Source organism: Celeribacter neptunius, assembly GCF_900113955.1.
GTDB classification, from domain to species: Bacteria; Pseudomonadota; Alphaproteobacteria; order Rhodobacterales; family Rhodobacteraceae; genus Celeribacter; species Celeribacter neptunius.
In genome coordinates, this window is record NZ_FORH01000003.1 from 415,910 (window position 1) to 429,144 (window position 13,235).

15 protein-coding genes are annotated in these 13,235 nt (G+C 59.8%); 1 reads left to right on the plus strand and 14 read right to left on the minus strand.

The window, feature by feature from the left end:
• Window positions 1-516 carry a SixA phosphatase family protein gene (locus BM151_RS10750; protein ID WP_090060694.1) on the plus strand — a complete coding sequence of 172 codons (516 nt, stop codon included), beginning with the start codon at window positions 1-3 and terminating at the stop codon, window positions 514-516.
• A gap of 72 nt (window positions 517-588) precedes the next feature.
• Here the strand turns inward: BM151_RS10750 and BM151_RS10755 are convergent, their stop codons facing one another.
• The 14 genes from BM151_RS10755 to rpsK form a co-directional block, all read right to left on the minus strand.
• Entirely contained in the window at window positions 589-1,377 is a 789-nt protein-coding gene (locus BM151_RS10755) for an amino acid ABC transporter ATP-binding protein (RefSeq protein WP_090060695.1), read from the minus strand.
• 14 nt (window positions 1,378-1,391) lie between these two features.
• A complete protein-coding gene (locus BM151_RS10760) occupies window positions 1,392-2,708 on the minus strand; it encodes an amino acid ABC transporter permease (RefSeq protein ID WP_090060696.1) in 1,317 nt (438 codons plus the stop codon).
• A gap of 1 nt (window position 2,709) precedes the next feature.
• The gene (locus BM151_RS10765; protein ID WP_090060697.1) at window positions 2,710-3,930 is read right to left on the minus strand and encodes an amino acid ABC transporter permease; all 1,221 of its coding nucleotides are present in this window, start codon (window positions 3,928-3,930) and stop codon (window positions 2,710-2,712) included.
• 144 nt (window positions 3,931-4,074) lie between these two features.
• Window positions 4,075-5,100: an amino acid ABC transporter substrate-binding protein gene (locus BM151_RS10770; RefSeq protein ID WP_090060698.1), complete on the minus strand. Its 1,026-nt coding sequence runs from the start codon at window positions 5,098-5,100 to the stop codon at window positions 4,075-4,077.
• A 228-nt stretch (window positions 5,101-5,328) separates the two neighbouring features.
• Window positions 5,329-6,036, minus strand: coding sequence for an ATP12 family chaperone protein (locus tag BM151_RS10775; RefSeq protein ID WP_090060699.1), 708 nt, complete (start codon window positions 6,034-6,036; stop codon window positions 5,329-5,331).
• Window positions 6,037-6,039: 3 nt separating this feature from the next.
• Window positions 6,040-6,708 (minus strand): HAD-IA family hydrolase, encoded by a 669-nt coding sequence (locus BM151_RS10780; RefSeq protein WP_090060700.1) that lies wholly within the window; start codon window positions 6,706-6,708, stop codon window positions 6,040-6,042.
• Complete coding sequence (locus BM151_RS10785; RefSeq protein ID WP_090060701.1) at window positions 6,705-7,754, minus strand: RluA family pseudouridine synthase; 1,050 nt, start codon at window positions 7,752-7,754, stop codon at window positions 6,705-6,707. Before BM151_RS10785 ends, BM151_RS10780 begins: the two co-directional genes overlap by 4 nt.
• Entirely contained in the window at window positions 7,751-8,125 is a 375-nt protein-coding gene (gene crcB / locus BM151_RS10790) for a fluoride efflux transporter CrcB (protein ID WP_090060702.1), read from the minus strand. Before crcB ends, BM151_RS10785 begins: the two co-directional genes overlap by 4 nt.
• Window positions 8,126-8,173: 48 nt before the next feature.
• Window positions 8,174-9,499 carry a replication-associated recombination protein A gene (locus tag BM151_RS10795; protein WP_090060703.1) on the minus strand — a complete coding sequence of 442 codons (1,326 nt, stop codon included), beginning with the start codon at window positions 9,497-9,499 and terminating at the stop codon, window positions 8,174-8,176.
• A gap of 85 nt (window positions 9,500-9,584) precedes the next feature.
• Window positions 9,585-10,172: an acyl-homoserine-lactone synthase gene (locus tag BM151_RS10800; protein WP_090060704.1), complete on the minus strand. Its 588-nt coding sequence runs from the start codon at window positions 10,170-10,172 to the stop codon at window positions 9,585-9,587.
• 54 nt (window positions 10,173-10,226) lie between these two features.
• Window positions 10,227-10,838 (minus strand): autoinducer binding domain-containing protein, encoded by a 612-nt coding sequence (locus BM151_RS10805; RefSeq protein ID WP_090060705.1) that lies wholly within the window; start codon window positions 10,836-10,838, stop codon window positions 10,227-10,229.
• A 276-nt stretch (window positions 10,839-11,114) separates the two neighbouring features.
• Entirely contained in the window at window positions 11,115-11,543 is a 429-nt protein-coding gene (gene rplQ, locus BM151_RS10810) for a 50S ribosomal protein L17 (RefSeq protein ID WP_090060706.1), read from the minus strand.
• Window positions 11,544-11,695: 152 nt separating this feature from the next.
• Window positions 11,696-12,712: a DNA-directed RNA polymerase subunit alpha gene (locus BM151_RS10815; RefSeq protein WP_090060707.1), complete on the minus strand. Its 1,017-nt coding sequence runs from the start codon at window positions 12,710-12,712 to the stop codon at window positions 11,696-11,698.
• Window positions 12,713-12,835: 123 nt separating this feature from the next.
• Window positions 12,836-13,228, minus strand: coding sequence for a 30S ribosomal protein S11 (gene rpsK, locus BM151_RS10820; RefSeq protein WP_090060708.1), 393 nt, complete (start codon window positions 13,226-13,228; stop codon window positions 12,836-12,838).
• Between the last annotated feature and the right edge of the window lie 7 nt (window positions 13,229-13,235).

A 13,235-nucleotide genomic window follows, 5' to 3' on the forward strand; every position in this document is an offset into this window, starting at 1 on the left:
ATGCCCCTCCGCCTCATCCTCATGCGTCACGCAAAATCGAGCTGGGGCGATCCGTTACAAGAGGACATCGACCGACCGCTGACCGCGCGCGGACAGCGCAATGCCCTGTCGATGGGCCATTGGCTGAAAGAGCGCGGCTATATCCCGGACCATGCGCTGGTCTCGAGCGCCACGCGCACGCAACAGACCTATGATCAGGTCTGTCATGCGCTCGGAACGGAGCCCGAGAACACCCTGCTCGAAGCGCTCTACCTGGCCTCTGACGGCTGTCTGTTGCGCGCACTGCACCGGACCAGAGGGCAAACCGTGCTGTTGATCGCGCATAATCCCGGGATCGGTGATTTCGCCGCACGGTTTCCCGACAAGGCCCCCGATCATCGCAAATGCGGCAGCTACCCGACCTGTGCCACCACGGTCTACGAGCTGGGCTGCGAGGATTGGCGCGACGCCACCTGGGGCAAAAACCGCATACTGGATTTCGCCACACCGAAAGAGATCGAAGCCGGTCGACACTAACCCTCTGCACATCATCCAATAGCAAAAGGGCGCCCCGTGAGGCGCCCTTGGATTTTCAACCGGCCTGAAAACTCAGTGGCCGAGGATCTGCGACAGGAAGAGCTTGGTGCGCTCCGATTTCGGATTGTTGAAGAACTCTTCCGGTTCGTTCTGTTCCACGATCTGGCCCTGATCCATGAAGATCACCCGGTTCGCCACCTGACGGGCAAAGCCCATCTCATGGGTCACGCAGAGCATGGTCATGCCCTCTTCGGCGAGCTCGATCATGGTGTCGAGCACCTCCTTGATCATCTCCGGGTCCAAGGCCGAGGTCGGTTCATCGAACAGCATGATCCGCGGTTTCATGCAGAGCGAGCGGGCAATCGCCACACGCTGTTGCTGACCGCCGGAGAGCATGCCCGGGTATTTATGGGCCTGATCCGGAATTTTCACCTTTTCGAGGAAATGCATTGCCGTCTCTTCGGCTTCGCGCTTCGGGATCTTGCGCACCCACATCGGCGCCAGCGTACAGTTCTCGAGAATGGTCAGATGCGGAAACAGGTTGAAGTGCTGGAAGCACATGCCCACTTCCGAGCGGATCTTGTCGATATTCTTGAGATCCGAGGTGAGCTCGGTCCCGTCGACGATGATCTTGCCCTGCTGATGCTCCTCAAGACGGTTGATACAGCGGATCATGGTCGACTTGCCAGAGCCCGAAGGCCCGGCGATGACGATCCGTTCGCCCCGGTTCACCGTCAGATTGATGTCGCGCAACACGTGGAACTCACCGTACCACTTGTTCATGTTGGAGATCTGGATCGCCACCTCGTCGGAGACGGTCATGTGGGAACGGTCGATTTCACGTTCGATAGCTTGAGACATGGTCGGTCTCCTTTTTAACGATGGTCGGTGCGGAGCTTGCGCTCCAGCCACTGAGAATAGCGGGACATGGCGAAACAGCAGATCCAGAAGATGAGCCCGATGAAGATGTAGAGCTCCCAGGTGATGCCGTTCCAGGCGGAGTTGGCACGGATCGCCTGCGCGGCGGCCAACATGTCGAAAATCCCGATGAAGAACACCAGCGTGGTATCCTTGAACAGGCCGATAAAGGTGTTCACGATGCCCGGGATGGAGATCTTGAGCGCCTGCGGCATGATGATCAGCCGCTGTGCCTTCCAATAATCGAGCCCCAGCGCGTCGGCCGCCTCATATTGGCCTTTCGGCAGGGCGGCGAGACCACCGCGGATCACCTCGGCCATGTAAGCCGACGAGAACAGCGTCACCATGACGATCACCCGCAGCGTCAGATCGAACTCCGTGCCCGGCGGCAGGAAATAGTTCAACAGCAGCGACGCGGTGAACAAGAGCGTGATCAGCGGCACGCCGCGGATGAACTCGATGAAACCGACACAGATGGTCTTGACGATCAGCAGGTCCGACTGACGGCCGAGCGCCAGAACGATGCCGATCGGCAGCGACAGGGCGATGCCCGAGACACCGATGATCACACAGATCACGAAACCACCAAGCTCACGGCTCTGGATTTCCTGAAGATGCAGGAGCGGCAGCACCTTGTTGAGGCCGGAGGTCACGGAAGGCCCGATAAAGAACCACCAGATCAACGCCACAGCGACAGCAATCAGCCCGGTGAGGCCCGAGCCAAGCGAGCGCCCCGCAAATTGCGATGCCATATATGCGAGAACGAACCCGAGCGCGACCGATACCGGCCCCCAGATCGTCCCGCCCCAGATCAGCCAGACCATCAGGAACGGGTAGACCGCCGTGATCCAAAGCATCTTGCGCGGCAGCGCGTCAAATAGCACCGGCAGAATGGCAAGGATCAGCAGCACGAAAGCGATATGGGTGCGCCAATACTCGCTCGACGGGAAGAACGTGCCGTAAACGATCTGGTTCCAGCGCTCATTGATCACCGCCCAGCAGGCGTAATGCGTATTGCCGTGGAGATCGTTGAGGATGGTCCGGCATTCCTGCAGCGAATCCGCGGTCCAGACCCCACCGAACGCCCATGGCAAAACCGCTTTCAGCAGGGAATAGATCACATAGATCGAGACCAGCGTCAGAGCCGTATTGAACCAGCCGGAGAACAGGTTCTCGCGCATCCATTTCGCGACCCCGACCTGCCCACGCGGGGCCGGTTGCTGTTCCAGCATTTCCTTGCGCACATAAGCGAGGGGCGTGTTTTGACTACTCATCTCAGCGCTCCTTCAACTTGACGGATTTGTTGTAGATGTTCATGCCCGACGAGATGAACAGGCTGACCACCAGATAGATCAGCATCATCAGGAGCATGCATTCCAGCTCCCGCCCGGTGTTGTTCATCGTCGTCCCGCCGAGCGTCGCGCGCAAATCCTGATACCCCACGGCCAGGGCCAGCGAGGAGTTCTTCGTCAGGTTCAGAAACTGCGAAATCAGCGGCGGGATGATCACCCGCAGCGCCTGCGGCAGGATCACCAGGTTCATCGTCCGCGACGGGCGCAGGCCCAGCGCAAAGGCGGCTTCGGACTGGCCTTTCGAGATGGCCAGAATCCCGGAGCGTACGATCTCGGCGATGAACGCGCCGGTGTAGAAGCTCAACGCCAGCCAGAGCGCCAGCATCGGGTTTCTGAGCATCGTGCCGCCCTGGAAGTTGAACCCTTTGAGTGCCGGCAGATCGAGCCCGATCGGGCGTCCCAAAAGGAAGAACACCAGAAGCGTCGGCACGAATAAGATGGCGAGATTGATCCAGAATTTCGGCAGGATCTGCCCCGTCGCCTCGAAGCGACGATGCGCATAGCGGTTAAAGGCCCAGATCGCCAGAAGCGACAGCAGGAAGACGAGCACCACAAAAACCGACCCCGGCCCCCAGACCGGCGCCGGAATATAGGTGCCGCGGTTGGTGACCGCCACACTGTCCCAGAGCCACATCGAGGCGGACGGAGTCTCGCCCCGGAAAGCACGCGGTTGCGGCAGCGCCTCGGAGAGCACGGCCATGGTGGCGATAATCCAGATCACCACCGGAATATTGCGAAAGGTCTCGACATAGACCGTCATCAGCTTCGAAATGAGCCAGTTTTTCGACAGGCGCAAAACGCCCGCGACCACGCCCACCACGGTGGCGAGGATACAGCCCATGAAGGCCACCAGCAGCGTGTTCAGAAGTCCGACCATCGCTGCACGCAGGTTGGTCGAGGTCGAATCGTATTCGATCAAACGCTGGTTGATGTCGTAATTGGCCGGGTTGAACAAAAACCCGAAGTCGATTTCCTTGCCGAGATTGGCGAGGTTGGTGATCGTATTGCGCACCAGAAACGCCGCGATGAACATGAAGGCGAGCATCGCGATCACCTGAATGGTAATCGAGCGATAACGCGTATCATAGATCAGCTGGCTGAGCCGAAAACCTTGGTCCTGCGGCGTGTCGATAGCTGTCGTCATGAGAGACGGTCCCCTATTTCCCCAGAATATGCTCCAGCAGCGCACAGGCGCTCTTTCCTGTTCGCTGAATTTATTCTTGTCTTATATGCGGAGCTCAAAAGGCGAAGGGCGCGGTATGATCCGCGCCCTTCCCTTTAGATGGTCTTAGCGGAAGGGCGGCGAGTAGATCAGGCCGCCTTCGGTCCACTGTGCGTTCAAGCCGCGCGCCAGACCCACCGGGGTGTTTTCACCGATGTTCTTCTCGAAGCTTTCGCCGTAGTTGCCAACCTGGGTGAGGATGTTCAGAGCCCAGGCGTTGTCGAGGCCGAGCATGGCGCCCAGTTCACCTTCGACACCCAGAAGACGGTTGATCTCCGGGTTGTCCGTGCCTTTGGCAAGCTCGGCGGCATTGGCCGAGGTCACACCGTATTCTTCGGCTGCGATCATCGCGTTCAGCGACCAGCGCACCACGTCACCCCAGTTGTCGTCGCCATGGCGCACGAGCGGGCCGAGCGGCTCTTTCGAGATGATTTCCGGCAGAACCACGTAGCCTTCCGGGTTTTCGAAGGACGCACGCGACGCGGCCAGAGCGGAGGCATCGGTGGTGTAGACGTCACAGGCACCGGCAAGGAACTGGTTCTGCGCCTCGGTGAAGCTTTCGACCGGAACCGGTTCGTAATCCATGTTGTTCACACGGAAGTAGTCGGCAAGGTTGAGCTCGGTGGTGGTGCCGGTCTCGATACAAACGGTGGCACCGGAAAGCTCTTTCGCGGAGGACACGCCGAGATCTTTCGGCACCATGAAGCCCTGACCGTCGTAGTAGTTCACACCGACGAAAGTGTTCTTCAGGTCCACGTCACGCGAGAAGGTCCAGGTGGTGTTCCGGGCCAGCATATCGACCTCGCCGGAAGCCAGCGCGGTAAAGCGCACGGCCGACGTCAGCGGGGTGTATTCAACAGCTTCGGAATCGCCAAAAATAGCAGCTGCGACAGCGCGGCAGACATCGACGTCAAAGCCCACGAACTTGCCGCTCGCATCCGGCGCGGCAAAGCCGGGAGTGCCCGGGTTCACACCACACTTCAGAACGCCGCGCTCTTTCACCGCGGCGAGAGTGGACGAATCCTGAGCCATCGCCGTTCCGGCAGCCAGACCTGCCAGCGTCAGCGCGCCAAGAAATACGGATTTTTTCATGTTTACCTCTTCCTGATATTGCACCCTTTGCGGGCGCTCTTTCCGACCCTCCCTGTGGGCCGGGGGCGATATCGAATTGGGCAAATGCCCCTTCAGTGGGCTTACATTGGAAGGATTCATTCCAGAACGTCAAGGGCGGGATCACAAATCTGCATCAACACTGAGCGACTGCCTAAACCGCTTGCAGATATGCGCGCGGTTTCAGCGTCTCCCGCCACGAAGCGCCAATTAATTGACCACTCGGTAAAACAGCGCAGCCTGAGCAAAGCTGAGACGCTTGATCTCCACGGCCTCCGCTTCCTCTTCGTCTTCCCCCCATTGTTCGAGCTGAAATTGCTCATCAACGCGCGAGATCCGCCAGGCCTCTTCGGCCGGGAGATGTCCTTCGGTCACGGCGAAACCGAGGATCAAAGAGCCGGAAAGGGACACCAGATCGTGAAACGCCGCCAGTTCGAATGCGGTGAAATCATGGGTCTTCCGGCGCAGGGTTTGCAGCGCTTCGGAAGGTTGCGGCAGATGGATCACCCCGGCGCGCGGCTCCAACCGCGCCCCCAGATGCGTCGCGGCCCACTCGAGGATCGGGTCCCATGCTTCCTTTTGACGCGCCACTAGCTCCTTCGGATGTTCGGCCCGATAGCACAGAAGATCGCTGTCGCCATATTCCGCCAGCATATCCGCCACATCGGCTTGCTGCACCGTCACCTTGTCGATCGCGGCATTGGCGCCACGGGTCGCGGGCATGGTATTGGGATCGATCACGCCCTCCTGGGCCTGCCATTCCGCGGCGATCAGCTCAGCCAATGCCCGGGTCGGCACGATCAGCGGCGCCTTCGCCGGCGTGCGCACCGGACGCCCGTCCAGATGGACGGTAAAGCCCCCGTCGGCCTCCGCCACCGTGGTGTCTTTCCAGAACCGCTTTGCTGCCCATTCCGCCACAGCCTATCCTTTCCAAATCTCGTCGAGCGCCGTTTCGAGCGCCTCGAACCGGTCGAGCACCACACGCGCCCCCGCCGTCAAAAGCGCCGCGCGCCCGTGGTAGCCCCAGCTGACACCGATGCCGTGACAGCGCGCCGCCCGGGCCATTTCCATGTCATAACTCGTATCCCCGATCACCACCGCGTCAGACGCCTCGACACCGGCGTCGATCAGACAGGTCTGCACCATAGACGGGTGCGGTTTCGACGGATGATCATCGGCGCTCTGTGCCGAGATAAACAGATCCGCGAAGTCCCAGCCCGCCATCAGCGCCGTCAGCCCGCGCCGGCTCTTGCCGGTGGCAATGGCGAGATACAGATCGTCGCGCGCGCCCAATCGCCGGATCATTTCTTCGGCCCCGGGATAGAGCGGCGAGGCCGCCGGTCCCTGCGCCAGACGATGTTCCTGAAACGCGGCCTTATAGGCTTCGATCATCTGCTCCAGCCTGACCTCTTCCGCCTCGGGCGCGAGATGCCGCATCGCCAGCGGCAGGGACAGGCCCACAATCGACAGGATCGTGTCCCGCCCCGGCACCGGCAGATCTCCGGCGGCAAAGGCGGCTTCCATCGAGGCGATGATATGCGCCTGGCTGTCGACCAGCGTACCGTCGACGTCGAAAATGACCAGCTTCATCCGCGCAGCTCCTCGAAGGGATCCTCCGCGGCGAGATCTTCGGTCCAACCGAAGGTCTCCCAGCTCTGCGCCATGTGATCGGGCAAGGGCGCGGTGACGGTGATCACCTTCTTGGTCACCGGATGTTCAAAGGTCAGACTGCGTGCGTGCAGGTGCAGTTTCTTCGAAATGATCCCGCCCAGCTGCGCGCCCCAGCCATCGCCGAGGTTCTCCTGCCCCGAGCCCCCGTATTTACCGTCGCCAATGATCGGATGGCCGATCTCCGCCATATGGGCGCGCAGCTGGTGCGTCCGCCCGGTGATTGGCTCCATCGCCACCCAAGAGGCGCGCGAGGCCACCCGGTAGAGCGTCGCATAAAGCGTATGCGCGCGTTTCGCGCCTTCGGTGGCATCGATGTCGCGCGGATGCACAGCGATCATCTTTTCGCCCTCGCCGCTCTTGCCACGACCGCGCGCCTTCACCAGCCCGTATTTGATCTCGCCGAGATAGGGCACGGGTACACCGGCGACCAAGGCCCAGTAGATCTTGCGCGTGTTCTTGTGTCGAAACGCCTCGGTCAATTTCGACGCCATCGCAGGTGTGCGCGCCAAGGCGAGCACACCGGATGTGTCCTTGTCGAGACGGTGCACGAGGCGCGGCTTTTCCGGGAAATCACCCTGAAGCGCCACCGAGAGCCCGTCGACATGGCGGGTCTGTTTCGAGCCGCCCTGTGTCGGCAGGCCGGCCGGCTTGTTGATCACGATGATATGCTCGTCCTGATAGATCACCGCATCGCGCATCATCTTGGCATCGGCGGCCGAGATCTTCTCCGCGTCGCGTTTCGGCTTCGGTGCGTTCTCATCGGGCAGTGGCGGCACGCGGATTTCCATCCCCGGCCCGACCCGGCTGTTGGATTTCGCCCGTGCACCATCGACGCGGATCTCGCCCTTGCGGCACATCTTTTCGATGTTGCCCTGAGTCAGCTGCGGAAACATTTTGCGGAACCAGCGGTCCAGCCGTTGTTCCGGTTGATCGTCGCCGATCGTGATCATCTGAACCCGGCTCATGCGTAGAAACTCCGTGCAGAATAAAGACCAAGGGCGATGCCTCCGAGCGCCAACACCAGCGTGCCCGCGACATAAGCCGCGGCAAACGCGTAGTCACCGCGCTCGAAAATGGTCATCGCGTCGAGAGAGAAGGCCGAATAGGTGGTAAAGCCCCCGAGCATCCCGGTCATCAACAGAGGCGCGTAGCGGTTGCCATCCTCATGCGCCAGGATCACCACGATCACCCCCATCAGGAACGAACCGAGGAAGTTCACGAACATCGTGTTCCAGGGGAAGCTCTTGCCCATCAGATGGGTGATGCCGAGGCCGGACAGATAGCGCGCCGATGCGCCGAGTGCGCCGCCCAGGGCGACTTGTATCAAGGGTGCCATATCAATCTCTCCGTTTCGTCCCTGCCATGCGGGTCAGGCTCGGAAATGTCAAGTTTTGCCGGATTTCTTGCGCTCCTCGCGCAGCTTGTCGAAATAGCTCACGCGTTTCGACAGCTCGCGCTCGAAACCACGTTCCACCGGTTTGTAGAACTGGGTGCGTGGTAAACTGTCCGGGAAATAGTTCTGACCGGAGAAGCCGTCTTCGGCGTCATGGTCGTAAGCATAGCCCGCGCCATAGCCCTGTTCCGCCATCAGCTTGGTCGGTGCATTGAGGATATGATGCGGCGGTGGTTCCGAGCCGGTCTTGCGCGCCGCTTCGCGGGACGCCTTATAGGCCGTGTAGACCGCGTTGGATTTTGGTGCGAGCGCCAGATAGACCACGGCCTGCGCCAGCGCCAATTCACCCTCGGGCGACCCCAAACGTTCATATGTCTCCCAGGCATGAAGCGCGATCGTATGTGCCTGTGGATCGGCCAATTGAATATCCTCCACCGCCATGCGCAACAGGCGGCGCGCCAGATAGCGCGGGTCCTCGCCGCCCTCAAGCATGCGATTGAACCAGTAGAGCGCGGCATCCGGGTCCGACCCGCGCACCGATTTGTGCAGGGCCGAGATCAGATTGTAATGCTCGTCGCCGGACTTGTCATATTTCGCCGCCCGCCGCATCAGCCGCTTGCCGAGCTGTTCCGCATCCAATGGCTCTTTGACAGTCCAGGCGGAGACCTGTTCGATCAAATTGAGAAGCGTGCGCCCGTCGCCATCCGCCATCTCATAGAGCGCATGACGCGCCGCCTCGGTGAGCGGCAGGGGCTTTCCAAGCTCGTCCTCGGCGCGGAGGGTCAGGTCTTCGAGATCCTCGGGCGACAGGCGGGTCAGAACCATGACCTGCGCACGCGAGAGCACGGCGGCGTTGAGCTCAAAGGACGGGTTCTCGGTCGTAGCCCCGACCAGAAGGATGGTGCCATCCTCCATATGTGGCAGGAAACTGTCCTGCTGCGCCTTGTTGAAACGATGAATCTCGTCGACGAACAAGAGCGTCCCCTGCCCGTTCTGCCGTCGCATCTTGGCGGCTTCAAAAACCTTGCGGAGCTCCGGCACACCGGAAAAAATTGCGGAAATCTGGATGAAATGCAGATCCGTCTCGTCTGCCAGAAGCCGGGCGATCGTGGTTTTTCCGACCCCGGGCGGCCCCCAGAAAATAATCGATGACAGGGCACCTGCGGCCAGCATCACGCCCAGCGGCGCATCCGGACCCAGAACCTGTTTCTGACCGATCACCTCGGCGAGCGTCTGCGGGCGCAGCCGGTCCGCCAGCGGCCTCGGCGCTTTGCCTTTGGGGTCTGGGATGTCGGAAGAGGAGAATAAGTCGGCCATGGCGCGAAGTTACGCCGCCGATACGCGATGGGAAAGAGGTTTCGGGACCGAAGTCATCGCTTTCGGCCCCGAGCCTTCGGGGAAACTAATGCAGCTTGTTACTGAGATTGATCTGCATACAGGCATTCTTCGCGCCGCCGATATCCATCACCCGGCCGATGATGTCGATATCGAGCCCGACTCGACGCCCCCAGCGATCCCCATGTTCCGGAATAAGACAGATCACCGAGGTCGCCCCCAGAGCCCGTGCCGAGTTGGTCATTTCGCCGATCAGGCTCATCTGCACCCGCATCCGCTGTTTCGCAGGCACGCGCGGCGAGACGAAAATCCGGCTCGATTCCCAGACATGCGGCGCAACCGGTGCCTCGTCGAACAACAGATCCTCGGGGATTGTGTCCAACAATCCACGTTGTGCGTCTCTGATCATGTAGGAATAGATGCCACATTTGGTGGTCGTAGGCGTCAGGCGGATACCTGCCAGGACTTCGCCAAACTCATGCACCGCGATCCAGCGAGATGCGGGCGTGTCGTATTGGTCGTATTCCATACCATCTGCCTCTGGCAGGTCCCACTTCGCATGCTGGATAAATGTTTCATGCCGGGCGCGAAGCATATTGGCGAAGAGATCGCCGTAATTGTGCAGATTGGCAAAAGAAAGCGTGGTCGTTTGCATGGTACGTCTCCGATGTTGGTTGATTTCATCAACGCAACGCGGGAGGAAGTACCGTCATAGCAGCTTGATCTCCTTGGCTTTTTGAATGGCCTCCGAAGTCGTCCGGGCCATCAGACGTTCCCGGGCGGAGACAAGTCGCGCTTTCAGCGCGCTTTCCGAGATCCCGAGCTTGGCCGCGGCTGCTGCGTGACGATCACCGCCCGCGATGCACCGGAGGGCCTGAATCTGGGCCTGTGTCAGATCGGTCTGCGGCTCGGAAATTTCATGCAAGGTACGCACCAGGGTCGCGATCTTGGAAATCTCCTGATCCGAGAACTCACGATCGGATCTCGCGCATCCGACGATGCTGCGCGATTGAACCGGACCGCAGGACACGGCAACACCATAGTTCAGGCCGAATTCAGCGGCCTGCCTCCACAAATTGAACGGATCGGGGAGTTCTATTTCGCTCCACCTTTTGGCTCCTTCGCAACTGAGCCCCCAAGCGATCATCGGATCCCTCAGCGCATAGGCATTGACCGCATAATGCTGGATCCATTTCGGATCATAAGTCGCTTCCGAGATGATTGGCGACGCAAAGCGGATATGGAGCCCGGCCGAATATCCGGCGGGCGCAGCCACACGAAGCTGTGCAAAGAGGCGGGTGAGTTCTGTCGTGTTTGACATGGGAAATCAATTTACTTGCGAAAGGGGCGACAACCTAAAGGCGATCAACATACCTATTGCTAAACCAAATGGCCGAAAATTTAAAGCCAAAAGACGACAGCTATGGAAATGTCCGGTCTAGTTGCGAGGCCGTTGCACACAACGAATTCCAAAAACTGAATGTTTTTCAGGAGATTACGCCGTGGTTTAACCTGAGAACGCCACAGTATTCCCTTGCGTCAACACAAAAAAAGCCCCGCAAAATGCGAGGCTTTTTCCGGAATTTCAGAGAAGATCTCAGTCTTCTTCGGCCATCGCAGCGTCTTCGGCTTCGAGGCGGGCCTTGTCCGCGGCGCCTTTGGCGGCCGGGTCGCGGTCCACCAGCTCGATGATCGCCATCGGAGCCATATCGCCGTAACGGAAGCCAGCTTTCAGAACGCGGGTGTAGCCACCGGCGCGCTCAGCGTAGCGCGGGCCAAGCACTTCGAAGAGTTTCGCAACGTCTTTGTCTTGTTTCAGCTGAGCAGCCGCCTGACGACGGGCGTGCAGATCGCCACGTTTGCCCAGCGTGATCAGCTTGTCCATGATGCGCTTGAGCTCTTTGGCTTTCGGCAGCGTGGTTTTGATCTGTTCGTGCTCGATGAGCGAGCCAGCCATGTTGGAGAACATCGCTTTGCGGTGTTCGTGGGTCCGGTTCAGGCGGCGGTAACCTTTAGCATGACGCATTTTCTATCTCCTTTAGCGTGTTTTGCTTTGTCCGGCAGCCGATGCGTGTCAGCCACTCTCCTTGGGGCCCGTCTCAAAGGGACGATATGCCCGGATCTTCCCCGCCATGTGCGGGCATTTGATGGAGGGGACCAAGGCCCCCTCCGAAAGACTTAGAACTGGTCTTCGAATTTCTTCGCCAGCTCTTCGATGTTCTCAGGCGGCCACTCTTCGACATCCATGCCGAGGTGCAGGCCCATGCCGGACAGAACCTCTTTGATCTCGTTGAGCGACTTGCGGCCGAAGTTCGGGGTGCGGAGCATCTCGGCTTCGGTTTTCTGGATGAGATCGCCGATATAGACGATATTGTCGTTCTTCAGGCAGTTGGCGGACCGCACGGAGAGCTCCAGCTCGTCCACTTTCTTCAACAGAAGCGGGTTGAACTCGAGACCGTCGTCCTCTTCCTGACGACCGGCCGATTCCGGCTCGTCGAAGTTCACGAAGATCGACAGCTGATCCTGAAGGATACGCGCGGCGAAGGCCAGCGCATCTTCCGGGGTCACGGAACCGTCGGTTTCGATCTTCATCGTCAGCTTGTCATAGTCGAGCACCTGGCCCTCACGGGTCGGCTGCACGTCGTAAGACACTTTCTTGACCGGCGAGTAGATCGCATCGACCGGAATCAGGCCGATCGGCGCATCTTCCGGCTTGTTCTTGTCGGCGGAAACGTAGCCCTTACCGGTGTTCACGGTGAGTTCCATGAACAGGTCGGCGCCATCGTCGAGATGGCAGATCACGTGATCCTTGTTCAGGACCTCGATGCCCGCGCTCTCGGAGATGTCACCGGCGGTGACGACCATCGGACCCTTGGCGGAGATCGAGAGACGCTTCGGCCCTTCGACTTCCATGCGCAGGGACACGCCTTTGAGGTTCAGGATGACATCGGTCACGTCTTCACGCACACCGGCGATCGACGAGAACTCGTGCAGCACGTTGTCGATCTGCACGGAGGTGATGGCCGCGCCCTGAAGCGACGACATCAACACGCGACGCAGCGCGTTGCCCAGCGTCAGACCAAAGCCGCGCTCGAGGGGTTCTGCAACAACGGTTGCCTGACGTGCCGGTTCCATGCCCGGTTTCACATCCAGCTGTTGCGGTTTAATGAGCTCGGCCCAATTCTTGTGGATCATGCTAGTGCCTCCATTCTTGTCCTCCCGCCCATGTCCTTAAAACGAGGGGACGCCCGAGGGATCTCAAAAACGCAAAATGGACCGCGGGCGAGAACACCCGCGATCCCAAAATCGTAATGGTGATTACACCCGGCGACGCTTCGGAGGGCGGCAGCCGTTGTGGGCAATCGGGGTCACGTCGCGGATGGACGTGATGTTGAAGCCGATAGCAGCCAGAGCGCGCAGCGCGGACTCACGGCCAGAGCCGGGGCCCTGAACTTCGACTTCGAGGGTTTTCACACCGTGATCCTGAGCTTTTTTACCAGCATCTTCGGCCGCCATCTGAGCAGCGTAGGGCGTGGATTTCCGGGAGCCTTTGAAGCCCATGGTGCCAGCGGACGACCAGGAGATCGCATTGCCCTGCACATCGGAGATCAGGATTTTGGTGTTGTTGAAGGTGGAGTTCACATGAGCAACGCCTGCGGCGATGTTCTTGGAAACTTTTTTCTTCGTCGTACGACGGGTATCGCGTGCCATTGGTCGG